Below are 15,155 nucleotides of genomic sequence, written 5' to 3'. Positions count from 1 at the left end.
GGGAACGCGATCGCAGCATAGGGTTCATCTATGACGAGCAACCCGTTCTTCGAGTCCAGTGCGCTGCCGTATGAGCTTCCGCCGTTCACCGAGATCGGCGTTGAGCACTATTTGCCTGCGTTCGAGCGAGGGATGGCGGAGCAACTGGCCGAGGTCGCCGCCATCACCTCGGGCGGGCAGGAGCCGAGTTTCGCGAATACCATTGCGGCATTGGAGCGTTCGGGTGCGACGCTGACGCGGGTCACGAATGTGTTCTTCAATATCACGCTCTCCGATTCCAGCGAGGCCACCGATGCGATCGAGGCCGAGGTGTCGCCGAAGTTGGCGGCGCATCGGGACGCGGTCTATCTGGATCCAACGCTCTTCGCGCGGGTCGAGGCGCTCTATGGGCGCCGGGAGGAATTGGGATCGGATCCCGAGGAAACGCGGCTGCTGGAGCAGTACCATATCCGGTTCGTGCGGGCGGGGGCTCGGCTGGATGCGGCCGGACAGGGGCGGTTGCGCGAGTTGAATGCGGAACTTGCCTCTGCGGCAACGGAATTCGGGCAGAACCTGTTGGCCGCGACCAATGCCGCGACGGTTGTCGTCGAGTCCGCGGCGGAATTGGCGGGGTTGGGGCAGGCGGCTGTGGCGGCGGCCGCGGCGAACGCGCGGGAGTTGGGGCGCGACGGTGCGTGGGCGCTTCGGCTGCAGAACATGTCGAATCAGCCCGTACTGGCGGAATTGGCCGATCGGGACATGCGGCAGCAGGTAATGGCGGCATCGCTGGGGCGCGGATTGGGGGATAACGGCGCGCTGGCCGTGCGGATCGCCGCATTGCGCGCGGAACGGGCGGCGCTGCTCGGCTATTCGGATCACGCGGCCTACGCCGTCGAGGATCAGACCGCGAAAACCACTGCGGCGGTGGAGGAAATGCTCGGGCGATTGGTCGCGCCGGCGGTGGCCAATGCCGAGCGTGAGGCGGCCGAGTTGGCACAAGCCATGGGTGGGCCGCAGCTGCGCTCGTGGGATTGGCAGTTCTGGTCGGAAAAGGTTCGGGCCGAACGGTTTTCGGTGGACGCGGAGGCACTGCGTCCCTATTTCGAGCTGGAGCGGGTGTTGCGCGACGGGGTGTTCTTCGCCGCCGAGCAGGTGTATGGGATCACCTTCCGGGAGCGCGCGGATCTGGTCGGATACCACCCGGAAGTGCGGACCTTCGAGGTGTTCGACGCGGACGGCAGTGCGCTCGGACTGTTCCTCGCCGACTTCTTCGCGCGGCCGTCGAAGCGTGGTGGGGCGTGGATGAACGAATTGGTCAGCCAGTCACGGCTTTTGGGTAAGCGGCCGGTGGTGGTCAACAACCTCAATATCGTCAAGCCGCCGGCGGGTGAACCCGCACTGCTCACCTGGGATAACGTGCGCGCGCTCTTCCACGAGTTCGGGCACGCGCTGCACGGACTGTTCTCGGATGTGACGTACCCGTTCTTCTCCGGTACCGAAGTACCACGGGATTTCGTCGAATTCCCGTCCCAGGTGAACGAGATGTGGATGTCGCGACCGGAGATGCTGGCCAACTACGCCAGGCATATCGAGACCGGTGAGCCGATGCCCACCGAACTGGTCGAGCGGATGGCGGAGGCCGAACGGTTCGGTACGGGCTTCAAGACCGTCGAATACCTCGGCGCGACACTACTGGACTGGGCATGGCATCGCGTGCCCGCACCCGAGGCGCTGGCCGAAACCGATGCCGAGGTGTTCGAGGAGGAGGCGCTGCGCAAGGCCGGTCTGGCCATCGACGCGATTCCGCCGCGCTACCGGACCGGATATTTCGCCCACATCTTCTCCGGCGGCTACGCGGCGGGCTACTACTCCTACATCTGGAGCGAGGTGCTCGACGCGGACACCGTCGAGTGGTTCGACGAGGGCGACGCGTCGATCCGGGAGAAGGGCGAGACATTCCGCCGTGCACTGCTCGCCCGCGGTGGCTCGGTCGACCCGCTCGAGGCCTTCGAAGCCTTCCGCGGCCGCGCACCGGAAATCGAACCGCTCCTGGCGCGGCGCGGCTTGCTGAACTGATCCGAGGCTGGAACCGGCTGTGACCCAGCCGGTTCCAGCGCGGGTGGGTTAGCCGAACAACCCGCCGAGCACGCCGCCGCTTTGCCCGGCCTCCTGACCGCCACCGGTGCCGCCGATGAAACCGCCCGGCGGCAGTTCCGACGGCTGCACGATGACGAAGCCGCGTCCGGAGAACGACAGTGTCAGGCCCTCGCCGGTGCTGCGGCCGATGAGGCGGCCGAGACCGAAGGAGTCGTTGCGTTTGATGCCGGTGGACAGACTCGACGACCAGGCCACCGCGGCCTGCGGATCGGCGTAGGTGGGTTGGTCGACATTGAGGACAACCGGCGAGCCGTGAGTGGTGATGGCGATGCGACCACGACCGCTGAACACGCAGTTGAAGAAGCCCGCATTACTGGCGAAACCGGCTGCGCCCTGCACCCTTTGGATGTTGTAGGACAGCGAGGTATCGAAGGCGAGCACATTCGAACCGTTGATGGTGAGCCCATCGGTGCCGTCGAGATCGACGGTGTGCACGTCGGCGGCGGCATCGGCGAGGAACAGGTCACCGCGACCGGACACCTGCATCAGCGGGACACCTTCGCCGGTGAGCCGCTGCTGGATCGCACGGCCGATACCGCCCGAACCGAGCGCCTTGAAGTGCAGATCGCCCTGGTAGGCGACCATCGAGCCGGCCCGCGCCATGGTCTCGCCATTGACGGCGACCTTGATCATCTTGCCGCCCTGCTTCTGGATGCCGATGCCGTTGACCTCGGCGTGGCTCGGATTGAACAGTTCGCTCTGCATCGGCAGCGCTCCTTGCTGGGGTGACATCGGTGGGGGCGGCGGTACGACGCCGGACTGGGGATAGGCGGGCGGAACCGGCGCCTGCGGCTGGGCCGGGTATTGCGGCGGGGCCGCAGCGGGCGGCGGCGGCGCTTCGGGTTCGTCGTCGATATTCACACCGAACGCCGTCGCGATTCCGGCCAGTCCGTTGTCATAGCCCTGCCCGACCGCGCGCACCTTCCACGCGCCGCCGCGCCGGTAGATCTCCACGCACACCACGGCCGTCTCGGTGCTGAGCCCGGTCATCGGGAAGGTCAGCGTTCCGGTATCGGACCCGATGGTCGCGGTCAGCGAACTCGCGCCCGCGAAGGTCGGCGGCCCGCTGCCGTCGAGACTGGCGGTGACCACCACCTTGTCGACATCGGCGGGCAGTGCGGAGGTCTGTACGTCGACCATATCGCCCGCACCCCGGCCGTGCCGATACGTGACACCGGGCCCGACCGGCTGATTGAAGAAGACGAAGTCGGCATCGGACCGGACCCGTCCGTTGGCCCCGAGCAGCAGGGCCGAGACATCGACCGGCGCTGCACAGGTGACGGTCACGGTCATCCGGTCGCCGGGCGCGGGGCGATTTTCCCCGCGTGCGAGTGCGGTCACGGCGGACCGCCCCGGTCGATATGTCCGAGTGGGATGCGATTCACGGGATCAAGTGTGTCGCGAGTCCCGCCCGATTGCCACAACCCCTGATAGATCCGGCCACGGCGGCCTGCGCAGCACCGCGAGCGTGGCGATGACCGCGGCCAGCAGCCCGATCAATTCACCCATCAGCGCGATCCGGGTCTCATCGACCGCTGGCGTCCAGCTGACCTCGCCTTCATGGACCACGAACGCACCTACCGGACGAGCGCCCCGCAGCAGGCCGCCCGTCCTCGCGACGGTGATAACCGTGGTGCCATCGGAAGTTTCGTAGGGTTGCCCGTAGGCGAGCGAATCATCCACTGTCCGTAGTGAATTCAATGGGTTTCGAAGCATGCGTTCCTCCCCTTGTCGCGGAACCGGCGGCAGCGCGGCCCCCTTGGAGTATCGGCGGCACCACCACATGTGGCAAGGGTGCCCTTCGGTTGATTGTGGTACCAAGTTGCGGGATTTGCTGGTGAGAGGCGAGTGGGTTGTCGGCGAGGCTTTTGCGGTGGTTGGTGCTGGTAGCGGTCGGGTCGGCGCTGATCACCGTCCCCGGAGCGCAGGTCGATCCGGTATACCGGTTCTACCACCAGCGACTGCACTGGCACCCTTGCGATATCGAGGATTTGGACAAGGCCGGGGGCGAATGTGCGGATGTGCTGGTGCCGCTCGATTACCTGCGGCCCTACGATCGCACGCTGAAAATCGCGATATCCCGGGTGCGGGCCATCGATCCGGAGCAGCGCCATGGTGTGCTGCTGGCCAATCCGGGCGGCCCCGGCGCATCGGGTTTGGACACCGTGGATCTGCTCGGTGATGTGCTCAGCCCGCAGGTGAAGGCCCGCTTCGATGTGATCGGTATGGATCCGCGCGGTGTCGGCGAGTCCGGACGCACGCCGCGCTGTGGCTGGCCGGTCGGCGAAATGATCCATTCGGCGGGGCTGGATTCGCAGGGCTTCGCGCGGGAAACCGCACTGGCGGCGGAGATGGCCGCGGGCTGTCTGGCCGATGATCCGGTGCAGGTGCGTCAGCTCACCACTCGCAATACCGCCCGCGATATGGATGTCATCCGAGTGGCCTTGGGTGAGTCGAAGCTCAGCTACTACGGCGTCTCCTACGGCACATACCTCGGTGCGGTATTCACCCAGATGTTTCCCGAACGCAGCGACCGGATGGTGTTCGACAGCGCGATCGATCCGGATCGGTATTGGACGGGCCTTGTCCAGGATTGGGGTCCCTCGGACGAGCGAGCGATCGACGAATGGTCGAATTGGGCTGCGGGACACGATGATACGTATCACTTCGGGGCGACTCCGGCCGACGTGCGCAGCACGTTGACCGAGCTGATGGCGACGGCGGCACGCCAACCGATCGTGATCGACGACTTCCCGATCGACGATCACTGGCTCCCGTTCCTCCTGCACAATATGGCGACCGACTTCCGGCGCAACCAAGCGCTGGCCGAAACGCTCCGCGAGATCGCCGATGCGGCGGGCGGCCCACCGGTGGCTGCCCGCGCGCCACGCCTGAAGATCGTATTGCAGGCGTTGCGATCCGAGGAGAACTCCACCCTGGCCCAGATCGCCTGTGGCGATGCCGCCGCACCGACGGATCCGGCGTGGTACGCGAGCAATATCGAAGCCAGTCGTGCCACGCAGCCGATCTTCGGCCCGCTGGCCAACAATATCCAACCGTGCGCATTCTGGCCCGGCCCCGTCGAACCCGCTACCACCGTGCGGAATTCGGTTCCCGCGCTCATCCTGCAGGCGACCGGCGACGCCCGAACGCCGTATGCCCACGGCGCCCGACTGCATCAGCATCTATCCGCATCCCGCATGGTCACACTCCAGGACATCCGCATCCACATGACCTTCCGGCCCGACCTGAGCGCATGCGTCAACAACGCGATCAATACCTACTACGCCGACGGCGCGCTGCCTGCTACCGACGTCACCTGCCAAGCGGACCAGTAGGAATCAACCCGGCACGACCGCCCACGAGTGATACCGCGACGCCGCATTCCAGAGGAAGAAGCTGTTCGTCCCCGCTGCCGCAGCCGCATCGATCTGCGCCTTGACCTCGGCATCGCCGTAGTTCACACCCAAGCTGAAATCCTGTAGCCAGGGAATTACTTTCGCGCCGGTACCTTTGGTCTGCTCGAAGAAGTCGGCGAGCGATCGGAAAATGATGTCGTACGGCTGGGCATTGGGGTTCGCCACACCGTATTCACCGGCATTCCAATGCGACGGGTAGAGCATCGGTGCCACATAGTCGACATTCCGAGCGATCGCCGGAATATCCTGTGCGATCTCATCCGGTCGCGTCGCGGCGATACCGAATACCGCGGCACTGAGATTCGCGCCCTTGTCGCGTACCGGATCCCGGCTTTCGTGTAGGAACTCGGCAATGGACGCGCTCGGCGTCTCGGTCAGACCCGGAAACTGCATCTGTGACAGTGGACCGTCCGGCCGCCGGACATAGTCGTACATGATCCCGTCGAAGCCGAGTTCGGCCGCCTCGGCCGCGAGATCGATATTGTACTTGCGGATTTCGGGATTGGCGAAGTTGGTGAATGCGATCGCCCCGTACTTGCTGGCATACGGCTGGCCGGCGGGATTCTGGATGACCCAGTCCGGATGACCTTCGCGCCAGGCCCATTCGGCCATCGTCGGATCACGGAAGGCCACGATCCGCCCGACCACCCGTAGATTCATCTCGTGCAGTTGCCGCAGGGTCGCACGTACATCGTAGATATCGGTGGCCGCACCCGCCTGCCGTGCCAGCGGCACTTGCGAGTCGTACCCGATAACGCCGTCCTCATCCTTGATATCGAGCTGAACGGTGTCGATGCGCCCCTCTCGGGCCATATCCAGAATGGGCTCGCGCAGACCCTCGTACGCCCATCCGTACGCTGTCACGTGCGCGGCCTTGACCCGGGGCATATCGACCGAGGTCGTAATCGCCTGCGTCGCCTTGTTTCCGGCCGCGTCGACCGCGGTCACCGCACCGCCGACCGGTGTGCGGGGCAGTGTGATCTCGAAGGTGCCGTCCGTGGCCGGCGTGACCGATTGTGCGCCGACGGAGATGTGTACCGCACCGGATTCCTTGCCGCGCAATGTGATCGGCTGACGATACGATCCGGCCGTGCGCGGCTGCGTCACCTCGAGTTTCGGCGCCTCGGTATCCACGGTGAAGGTCGCGGTAACGCCCGGACCGGCGCTGAACAGCCCGAGTATGCCACCGCGTGGGATCTCGGCGGTGAACTTGTGGTCGCCGTCGGTGAGCTGTCCGGGTCGGTACACCACCGAATCGCCCTCGACCGTGCCGGTCACCGCAGTGCCGTCGAGTTCGAGCCGAATGTCGTTCGGGTTGTGGCCGTGCGCGTCCACGCGCAATGCGAGACCGGTCAGTGTGCTGGCGCCGACGAGGCGGTCCGGTAATCCGGCCAGCGCCAAACCCGCGGGCTCGGATCTATTGGCGCCGATGATCACGGATGCGATGAGGATTGATAAAGCTGCGATAACCGCTATTGCCGCGAGCCGCCACCGCCCGGTGATCCGGACCAATTCGTCCAACGCGCACACCAACTTTCATCTGTCGCTATTGCCTAACTATCTACCTCAGACAACGTCATCGGGCGTGGTTATGCCGATTCGCAACCGAGATTCCCTGCCGCCGCGTACCGTTCGATCGGTGGTGCGGTGCGCGGCTATCGGAACTCGGGTTGTCCTGTCGGCCTTGATATTCGCGACGGCCGCCGCATGCGGTGGCGCGGCGGATCCCGTCCCGGCGGCCATCGAGAAGATTCCGGTGGCCACACCGACACCCGACCCGATCGCGGTGGCAGCCAACGAACTCGGACTCGTCCCCATCCTGATGTACCACCAGGTGACACCGACGCCGGTCGGCGAATACGACCAGACTCCGGAGAAGTTCCGCGCCGAACTCGAGCGTTTGCACCGCGAGAACTATCGGCCGGTAACCGTCGCCGACTACATCTCCGGTCATATGGATATCCCCGCGGGCACCCATCCCGTGGTGCTCACCTTCGACGATTCCACCACCACCCAACTCCGGTTCACCGAGGATGCGAAGGTGGCCCCGGACACCGCGATCGGGATTCTCGAGGAGTTCGGTGCGCGCAATCCGGATTTCCGGCCGACCGCGACGTGCTACGTCAATAACGAGCCGTTCGCCGGTGACGCGCGCGCACTGCCCTGGTTGGCCGCCCATGGATACGAGATCGGCGCGCACACCGCGAACCACGCCGATCTCGGTCGCCTGGACCGCGCGGGTGTACAGCGTGAGCTGGTCGAGAACCTGCGCGCGATCTCGGCCGCGGCCCCGGGCAATCGGGTGCGCACGATGGCCTTACCGCTCGGCATCTTCCCGACCGATCGTGCACTGGCCACCGCGGGCAGTTGGGGCGGCACCGACTACACCTTCGAGGCTGTGCTCTTGGTCGGCGCAGAACCGGCACCCTCGCCATTCGGCCAGGTCGATCCCACTGGTGTGCCGCGCATCCGGTCGGGAAAGAGCGAGGTCGATTTCGCCTCCGCCTACTGGCTCGACCGCCTCGACCGACATCCGGACCAGCGCTATACCTCCGACGGCAACCCCGACAAGATCTCGGCCCCCGGACTGCTTGCCGACGAACTGAATCCGCGCTGGCGCAGCCAGTTCAACCCCTATTGACAGGTAGGCGCACAGTTCGCGCGACCGTACCCGGCAGTGGTGGTCGACGCACGGCCAACCAGTTGTCGGCGATCCGCTACCGAGCGATACGGATCCGCTCGGCCGCTGAGACATTGCATATCGGATGACCCGACCAGGCCGTTTCGCCCTGCGCGGCCGTATGTATATTAGCGAGCGCAACTAGTTACAGGGGATCGGTGTGGGGGCAGATCGCTTGTGGCGCAGTGTGCCAACTGCTCAACCGGCTCGACTCAGGTTTCGAGAGCACTTCCACCACGGATAGCCGATCAGAACTAGGGCTCAAATTATGACGAATTCGACCAGCCAGGCCCCGGCGACGTCGCCGGACCTGGATGCCGGTGAGGGTACGTCACTGTCGCACCGGCAGATCCTGACCATCCTGTCCGGATTGCTGCTCGGCATGTTCCTCGCCGCGCTGGATCAGAACATCGTGAGCGTCGCGATCGTGCGGATCGCCAACAGCCTGGACGGATTCGACGAACAGGCCTGGGCGACCACGGCATATCTGATCACCGCGACGATCACCACGCCGCTGTACGGCAAGTTGGCCGATATCTACGGCCGAAAGCCGTTCTACCTCACCGCGATCGGCCTGTTCGTCATCGGTTCGGTGGCCTGTACCTTCGCCACCTCGATGTACGAGCTCGCCGGATTCCGCGCCTTCCAGGGCCTGGGTGCGGGCGGATTGATGTCGTTGGCGTTCACCATCATCGGCGATATCGTGCCCGCCCGGGAGCGGGTGCGCTACCAGGGCTATTTCATGATGGTCTTCGGTTCGGCGACCGTGCTCGGTCCGGTGCTCGGCGGATTCTTCTCGAACTACGACCAGCTCTGGGGTATCGAGGGTTGGCGCTGGGTCTTCCTGGTCAATGCGCCGATCGGTGTGCTCGCGCTCGGCGTGGTCGCCAAGGTGCTCAATGCGCCGCATCAGCGCCAGGATCACCGTATCGACTGGTTCGGTGCGGTGGCATTGACAACCTGTGTGGTGCCGCTGCTGATCGTCGCCGAACAGGGCCGCGATTGGGGCTGGAGTTCGCAGCGCGCGCTCATCTGCTACGGGATCGGTGCGGGCGGGCTGCTGTTGTTCCTGCTCGTCGAATTCCTGATGAAGGATGCGGCGCTGATTCCGCTGCGGCTGTTCAAGAATTCGACCTTCAGCGTGACCATTGCGGGTGGGTTCATCGTCGGTATCGCGATGTTCGGTGCGATTGTCATGGTGCCGCAGTACTTCCAAGTGGTGCGCGGATATTCGCCGACCAAATCGGGTCTACTGATGCTGCCGCTGGTGCTGGGGATCATGTTCGGATCACAGCTGGCCGGATTGACCACCAAATTGACCGGGCGCTACAAGATCCTGCCGGTGATCGGGACATTCGTCATCGCGGTCGGTGCGGCGCTCTACGGGCAGGTGCATTACGACAGTCCGCTGTGGCAGCCGCTGGTCTACGGCGGTGTCATCGGCTTCGGGCTCGGTTGCTGCATGCAGACCCTGATCATCGCGGCGCAGAATGCCGGTCCGCGTTCGGATATGGGTGTGTCGACCGCGTCGGCGACCTTCTTCCGGCAGATGGGCGGCACGCTCGGTGTCGCGGTGTTCCTGACCATTCTGTTCAATCTGTTGCCGCACCGGATCATCGACGCATTCGGTGGTGCATTGCCCCCGGGCTTCGATGCCGCGCAGTTGAGCACCATGCAGAGCAACACCAGCGGAATCGCGGCGAGGCCGGATGAGCTGAAGGTGCCCATTCTGATCGGGTTCACCGATGCGATGCACGGTGTCTTCTATGCCGCCGCGGCCGTTGCGCTGCTGGCCTGCCTGGTGCTGATGTTCATGAAAGAGATTCCGCTGCAAGATGATCCGGTTCCCGTGCCGGAGCCGGCAGTCCCGGAGGTCGATTCCAGCTGGGCCGAGGCGCAGGTCTGGGAGGGTGCCGCGGAGGTGCTCTCCGAACCGGAACCAGTGCTCGCGGGCGCGGTGGGCCGCGTCTCGGTGCAACACGACGGCAACGGTGTGTATGTGGCCGCCGTTGTGCCGCAGTCGCATTCGGGCCACGACGACGAAGTCGCATCGATCGGCGGCCGGATCGGACGCGAGGACGGCAGACCGGTGCCGGGCGCGGTGCTGACCCTTATCGACCAACGGGGACACCAGGTTTCGCGCGCGACCGGGGATGCCGACGGCGGCTACCGCATCGATGCGCCCGCCGCGGGCAACTACGTTTTGATCGCATCGGCGACCGGACACCGGCCGGAGGCGGTGAGCGTGGCCATCGGACAGCGGCCACAGCTGCTGGACCTGACCCTCACCGGCTCCGGCGAATTGTCCGGTGTCGTCCGCTCGGCCGGGCGCGGCACCCCACTACCCGGTGCCACCGTCACGCTGACCGATATCCACGGTGAGGTCGTCGGGGCGGCCATTACCGCGGCGGATGGCGGTTATGTCTGCCACGGCATCGTCTCGGGCACCTACACCCTGGTGGCCGTCGCCGAACATATGCGTCCCAGCGCGACCACACTCACCATCTCCGACAGTGGTCTGTTGCGGCACGATATCGAGATGGCATCGATGGCCGTGCTGGCCGGATCCGCGTGGGCCGACGGCGACCGAGCCGTCCCGGACATCCAGATCACCGTCCTGGACGCGTCCGGCGACCTCACCGCCACCGCCCGCACCGACGCCGACGGCCGCTACCTGGTAAGCGATCTCCCCGAAGGCCACTACACCGTCATCGCCCGCGGCTACCCACCGGTCACCACCCGAGTCACGGTCTCCGGCGGCGAGGTCACCCACGACGTCCGCCTCGGCTACGAATCCGCCGAAGCTCCGGAATCCCGCTGACTTGGCCGCGACGCGCTCGTCGCGTGACCGCCGAGGCGGCGTCTGTCATTGCCGAGGGGGCGCTGGCGTCAGGTGTGGCCGCTCATTCGACGTGCGGCAGCACCTCCAATGCAATGCGCTCCATTTGGGCGGCAACGTCGAACAGCGGATTGATCAGGATCATTTCGGCCCCGGCGGCGACGACCTCGCGTAGGCCCTGGATGCAGTCCTTCGGCGTGCCGTGCACGGCGACCGGTAGTAGGGATTTGCCGAATTCGCCGTAGAAGTCGATCAGCGCGGCGGCCATGCGCTGTTCGGCCTGCACCGGATCGTCGTCGACCGCGAGATAGACGCGCTTGGCGATGCGGAAATCCGCTGGGGCGCCGGAGTTTTCGGCCAGCGTCTCGCGGACGTAGCGGACCTGCTCGGCAAATTTGGCCGTGGTAGTCGAACCGGCGCCGAAGAATCCGTTGCCGTGCCGGATCGCCCGGCGCAATGCCGCGGGGGTGCTGCCGCCGAACCACAGTGGCGGATAAGGCTTCTGGAAGGGCTTCGGCTCCATGGTGGCGCCGGTCAGCTGCCAGAACTCGCCCTCGAAATCGATCCGCGGCTGGGTCCACAGCGCCTTCATGACGCGCAGGCCCTCATTGAAGCGGGTCACCAGATTGTCGGCCGGGTCGACATCGAAGGCCGAGAACATCCGGTTGCGGCCACCGATGCCGACGCCGATCTCGAGCCGACCGCGGGTCAGCTGATCGAGGGTGCTGATGCGTTTGGCGAGGTGCACCGGATTGTGCAGCGGCGTCACGAACACCGCGCATCCGAAGCGCAGCCGCTCATTGCATGCGGCCGCGAAGGTCAACAACTCGATCGGACTCAGATTGGGCGCGGATCCGAGCAGTTGCTCGGTCGTCCACGCGCTCTCGAAGCCGAGTGCCTCGGCTCGATCCAGGTAGGCCCGCAGATCTTCCGGTTGGAACGATCCGTCGGGAATGAGCTGCGGAACCGATATGGCGTATCGCATCATCCGAGCCTAACCCGCGTCGACGCGGCCGTTCGGGGTGATCTCGAGCCAGACCTGAACACGCCGGTAACTCGACTGTAACCACCCGGCGAGCCGGGTCGCGGTCCGCAGGGTTAAATTGTCCGAAAGCCGTTATCCCAGAGAGGAAATCATCCCCGTGGGGCCGTTCTGCCGAGCCGTCTTCCTGGACACCGACCACAAGCTGATCGGATATCTGGAACCCAAGGTCCGATTCCTGAGACGCGCCTGGATCGGCGACGACTTCGTCCAGGGGGTGGAGCGCCTGCTGACGGTGCCGACCCGCGTAGTGTGGGCGGGACCGCAGGTCGGGGAGCAGACGAGTCTCTACGACCGGGCCGCCACCGTCGCCCCATTGGTCGCGCCCCAGCACGGCTTCATCGGCCGCTACATTCTCAATCACGACAAACGCGCCTATGTGGACAAGGCGACGGTCCGCCACGGCGACGATCGGCACCGCGTTCACCCACTGCCGATGCTCACCGCGGAAGATGCGGATTGTGCCGGTGGCGATATTGCTTTGGTCGGTGCCTGGTCCGGCGATCGCATCTCGATGAGCGCCACTGTGCCCACCGGCTTCCAGCTACTGAAGTACGACATCGTGCCGAACTAGCCCATGGTCGACTACGGTCGACCATGCCCGATTTCGCGGGAACTCTTTCGCGGCGAGGTGATTTCGCCGGACGCAGTCACCTCGCGCCGAGGTAAGCGGAATTCACGGTAGGACAATAACCGAACCTTCGACCGGCACGGTTGTCGCACAAGATGGCAGATCATGTCGCATTTATCCGGTTATGGCAGAAATGCCCCATGTGGTGTCACGAGTTCGCAATAGCCTTGTGAACGTTGTTGCGGCGGAGGAACATCTGAGTAAGAGCCGTCATCGGCTCGAGCTATTACCGTCGCACAACGAAGGAATATCAGCAATGTACGCAAAACTTGCCGCGGCTTTCGCCGCGATTGCCATTGCTTTGTCTGTGGTCACGCTCGCGCCGACTGCATCGGCCGCGCCGGAAACGCCCGCGCCGACCCCCGCGGTTGGTTCGGTGACGTTCTGCTTCACGATTCCGCTCGGCGTGTTCGCTTTCAGCATCTGTATCTGAGGCCGTCGAATTCGTAAAGCGTCCCGGCCGAAGTCCGGTGCGCCGGACCGGAATGCGGCGCGCGATGGGGCTGCTGGCGCCGCCTATCCGGTCACCCGCGGTGCGCGGCTGAGCGGGCACGCGCGCTCGACCGGGGGACGAGACTTACTCGTCCAACGGTGCGGGGGAAATTCGATACCGGACATCAGAAGAAAAAGGGCACAACAGGATATCCGTCTGTTTGCGATGCCGAATTCGACGTGACGTTCACCGATAATCCCTCGATGACGCCATGGGCTGCGCGACGCTTTCGCCGGGTTCCAGCGCCCCGCTATGCCGCATGGATCCGAAAGAACGACAGGTTCGAATTATTGATGTGGAGGCTTTGCCTTCCGGACTCCGCTCTGCTGCAACACAGTAGTGCAAAGCTCAATTATGAAAGGCTCGACAGATGTCTACCAAGATCGCAAAGTCTCTTGCCGCTTGTGCTGTCGCCCTATCTCTCGGCGTTGCCGCGGCGCCCAGCGCGTCCGCCGGCGAGCCTCCGGCTCCGGCCGCGCCCGCCGCCCCCGTGCAATCGGTCTTCATTTGCTTCCCCATCTGGCTCGGATCGGTCACCTGGGTCGTGTGCCTCTGAATTTCGGAGATAGTAGACACGGTCGACGCATCGCCGATTCCGGCCACATCAATCGAAACGTACTTCCCACCGCTTGATTCCATTGAGCCATCCGGAGCGCAGGAACTCGGGTTCGGTGACCTGGCTGAGCTCTGGCATGGTATCGGCGATCGCGTTGAACATCAGATCGATCTCGAGGCGGGCCAAATTCGCGCCGAGGCAGTAGTGGGTGCCCGCACCGCCGAATCCGACGTGCGGATTGGGATCGCGCAGGATGTCGAAGTCGAAGGGATTCGCGAAGGCGTCCTCGTCGAAGTTGGCCGAGCTGTAGAACAGCCCGACGCGCTGGCCTTTGCGTATCAACTGCCCGCCGAGTTCGACATCGCGGGTCGCGGTCCGCTGGAATACCGAGACGGGTGTCGCCCAGCGGACGATCTCGTCGGGGGCGGTGCGCGGGCGTAACTCCTTGTAGAGCTCCCACTGGTCCGGATGGTCGACGAAGGCCTTCATGCCGTGCGTGATCGAGTTGCGGGTGGTTTCGTTTCCGGCCACCGACAGCAGAATCACGAAGAAGGCGAACTCGTCCGACCCCAGGTGTTCGCCGTCGATATCGGCGTTCACCAACTGCGTCACGATATCGTCGGCGGGGCAAGCCCGTCGCTGCTCGGCCATGGTCCACGCGTATCCGCTCAGTTCGAGCTGGGCGGTCGGCGCATCGGTGGCGTATTCCGGGTCGTCGGCGCCGATCATCTGATTCGACCAGTGGAACAGCTTCTTGCGGTCCTGCTGCGGCACCCCGAGTAGCTCGGCGATGGCCTGCAGCGGCAATTCGCAGGCGACCTGTTCCACGAAGTCACCGCTGCCGGACTTCTTGGCCTCGTGCACGATCCGGGCGGCACGCTCGGTGAGTGCCGCCCGCAGACCCTCCACCGCGCGCGGGGTGAAGCCCTTGGACACGATGCGCCGATTCTTGGTGTGGATCGGCGGATCCATATTGAGCAGGATCAGCCGCTGCAGGTCGATCTGTTCGCGGGTGATGGTGGACTGATACCGGATGATCGCGCTGTTCTCGGTCGAGGAGAAGATCTCCGGATGTTTCGAGATCTCTTTGATGTCTTCGAGTTTGGTGACCGCCCAGTAGCCGCCGTCGTCGAAGCCGCTGGACCGGTCGGACTGGGCGCACCACCAGACCGGTGCGGTCCGGCGCAGCTCCGCGAATTCCTCGATGGGTCTGCGTTCGGCCCACAGGTCCGGGTCGGTGAAATCGAATCCGGTGGGGATCGACGGCGTGGCCATGGCCACCTCCCAGAGCTAGAACACGTTCTATGCACGATTGAAGCACAGTGTGTCGCTTCGACATGGTGGAATGCCCGGGGTTTC

At 64.8% G+C, this 15,155-nt stretch carries 11 protein-coding genes; 6 read left to right on the top strand and 5 right to left on the bottom strand.

What is annotated here, in order from left to right; genetic code table 11:
- Window positions 1-30 precede the first annotated feature (30 nt).
- On the top strand, window positions 31-2,055 hold the full coding sequence (locus tag AB0L58_RS07930; protein WP_364382918.1) for a M3 family metallopeptidase: 2,025 nt from the start codon (window positions 31-33) through the stop codon (window positions 2,053-2,055).
- 48 nt (window positions 2,056-2,103) lie between these two features.
- Here AB0L58_RS07930 and AB0L58_RS07925 read toward each other — a convergent pair whose 3' ends face one another.
- Window positions 2,104-3,477, bottom strand: a complete 1,374-nt coding sequence (locus tag AB0L58_RS07925) for an AIM24 family protein (protein ID WP_364382916.1) — start codon at window positions 3,475-3,477, stop codon at window positions 2,104-2,106.
- Between the two features lie 48 nt (window positions 3,478-3,525).
- A complete protein-coding gene (locus AB0L58_RS07920) occupies window positions 3,526-3,852 on the bottom strand; it encodes a hypothetical protein (protein WP_364382913.1) in 327 nt (108 codons plus the stop codon).
- Between the two features lie 137 nt (window positions 3,853-3,989).
- Here AB0L58_RS07920 and AB0L58_RS07915 point away from each other — a divergent pair, with 137 nt between their 5' ends.
- Window positions 3,990-5,474 carry an alpha/beta fold hydrolase gene (locus AB0L58_RS07915; RefSeq protein ID WP_364382910.1) on the top strand — a complete coding sequence of 495 codons (1,485 nt, stop codon included), beginning with the start codon at window positions 3,990-3,992 and terminating at the stop codon, window positions 5,472-5,474.
- 3 nt (window positions 5,475-5,477) lie between these two features.
- Here the strand turns inward: AB0L58_RS07915 and AB0L58_RS07910 are convergent, their stop codons facing one another.
- A complete protein-coding gene (locus tag AB0L58_RS07910) occupies window positions 5,478-7,076 on the bottom strand; it encodes a putative glycoside hydrolase (protein WP_364382907.1) in 1,599 nt (532 codons plus the stop codon).
- 163 nt (window positions 7,077-7,239) lie between these two features.
- On the opposite strand from AB0L58_RS07910, the gene AB0L58_RS07905 reads away from it, so the two are divergent.
- Together AB0L58_RS07905 and AB0L58_RS07900 are read left to right on the top strand one after the other, a co-directional pair.
- Window positions 7,240-8,196: a polysaccharide deacetylase family protein gene (locus tag AB0L58_RS07905; RefSeq protein WP_364382904.1), complete on the top strand. Its 957-nt coding sequence runs from the start codon at window positions 7,240-7,242 to the stop codon at window positions 8,194-8,196.
- A gap of 307 nt (window positions 8,197-8,503) precedes the next feature.
- A complete protein-coding gene (locus AB0L58_RS07900; protein ID WP_364382902.1) occupies window positions 8,504-11,056 on the top strand; it encodes an MFS transporter in 2,553 nt (850 codons plus the stop codon).
- Window positions 11,057-11,138: 82 nt separating this feature from the next.
- Here AB0L58_RS07900 and AB0L58_RS07895 read toward each other — a convergent pair whose 3' ends face one another.
- Window positions 11,139-12,059 (bottom strand): LLM class flavin-dependent oxidoreductase, encoded by a 921-nt coding sequence (locus tag AB0L58_RS07895; protein WP_364382899.1) that lies wholly within the window; start codon window positions 12,057-12,059, stop codon window positions 11,139-11,141.
- A 157-nt stretch (window positions 12,060-12,216) separates the two neighbouring features.
- On the opposite strand from AB0L58_RS07895, the gene AB0L58_RS07890 reads away from it, so the two are divergent.
- Together AB0L58_RS07890 and AB0L58_RS07885 are read left to right on the top strand one after the other, a co-directional pair.
- A complete protein-coding gene (locus tag AB0L58_RS07890) occupies window positions 12,217-12,690 on the top strand; it encodes a hypothetical protein (RefSeq protein WP_364382896.1) in 474 nt (157 codons plus the stop codon).
- Window positions 12,691-12,871: 181 nt separating this feature from the next.
- On the top strand, window positions 12,872-13,180 hold the full coding sequence (locus tag AB0L58_RS07885; RefSeq protein ID WP_364382893.1) for a hypothetical protein: 309 nt from the start codon (window positions 12,872-12,874) through the stop codon (window positions 13,178-13,180).
- A 664-nt stretch (window positions 13,181-13,844) separates the two neighbouring features.
- Here the strand turns inward: AB0L58_RS07885 and AB0L58_RS07880 are convergent.
- Window positions 13,845-15,071 carry a cytochrome P450 gene (locus AB0L58_RS07880; RefSeq protein ID WP_364382890.1) on the bottom strand — a complete coding sequence of 409 codons (1,227 nt, stop codon included), beginning with the start codon at window positions 15,069-15,071 and terminating at the stop codon, window positions 13,845-13,847.
- Between the last annotated feature and the right edge of the window lie 84 nt (window positions 15,072-15,155).

Source organism: Nocardia sp. NPDC052112 (genome assembly GCF_040680135.1).
Lineage (GTDB): Bacteria > Actinomycetota > Actinomycetes > Mycobacteriales > Mycobacteriaceae > Nocardia.
This window is presented reverse-complemented; position numbering and strand designations above follow the sequence as displayed.

Excerpts from the sequence above, each read along its gene's own strand:
- AB0L58_RS07930 (WP_364382918.1), top strand. The coding sequence starts at position 31 with ATGACGAGCAACCCGTTCTTCGAGTCCAGTGCGCTGCCGTATGAGCTT.
- AB0L58_RS07920 (WP_364382913.1), bottom strand. The coding sequence starts at position 3,852 with ATGCTTCGAAACCCATTGAATTCACTACGGACAGTGGATGATTCGCTC.
- AB0L58_RS07900 (WP_364382902.1), top strand. The coding sequence starts at position 8,504 with ATGACGAATTCGACCAGCCAGGCCCCGGCGACGTCGCCGGACCTGGAT.
- AB0L58_RS07895 (WP_364382899.1), bottom strand. The coding sequence starts at position 12,059 with ATGCGATACGCCATATCGGTTCCGCAGCTCATTCCCGACGGATCGTTC.
- AB0L58_RS07885 (WP_364382893.1), top strand. The coding sequence starts at position 12,872 with ATGGCAGAAATGCCCCATGTGGTGTCACGAGTTCGCAATAGCCTTGTG.
- AB0L58_RS07880 (WP_364382890.1), bottom strand. The coding sequence starts at position 15,071 with ATGGCCACGCCGTCGATCCCCACCGGATTCGATTTCACCGACCCGGAC.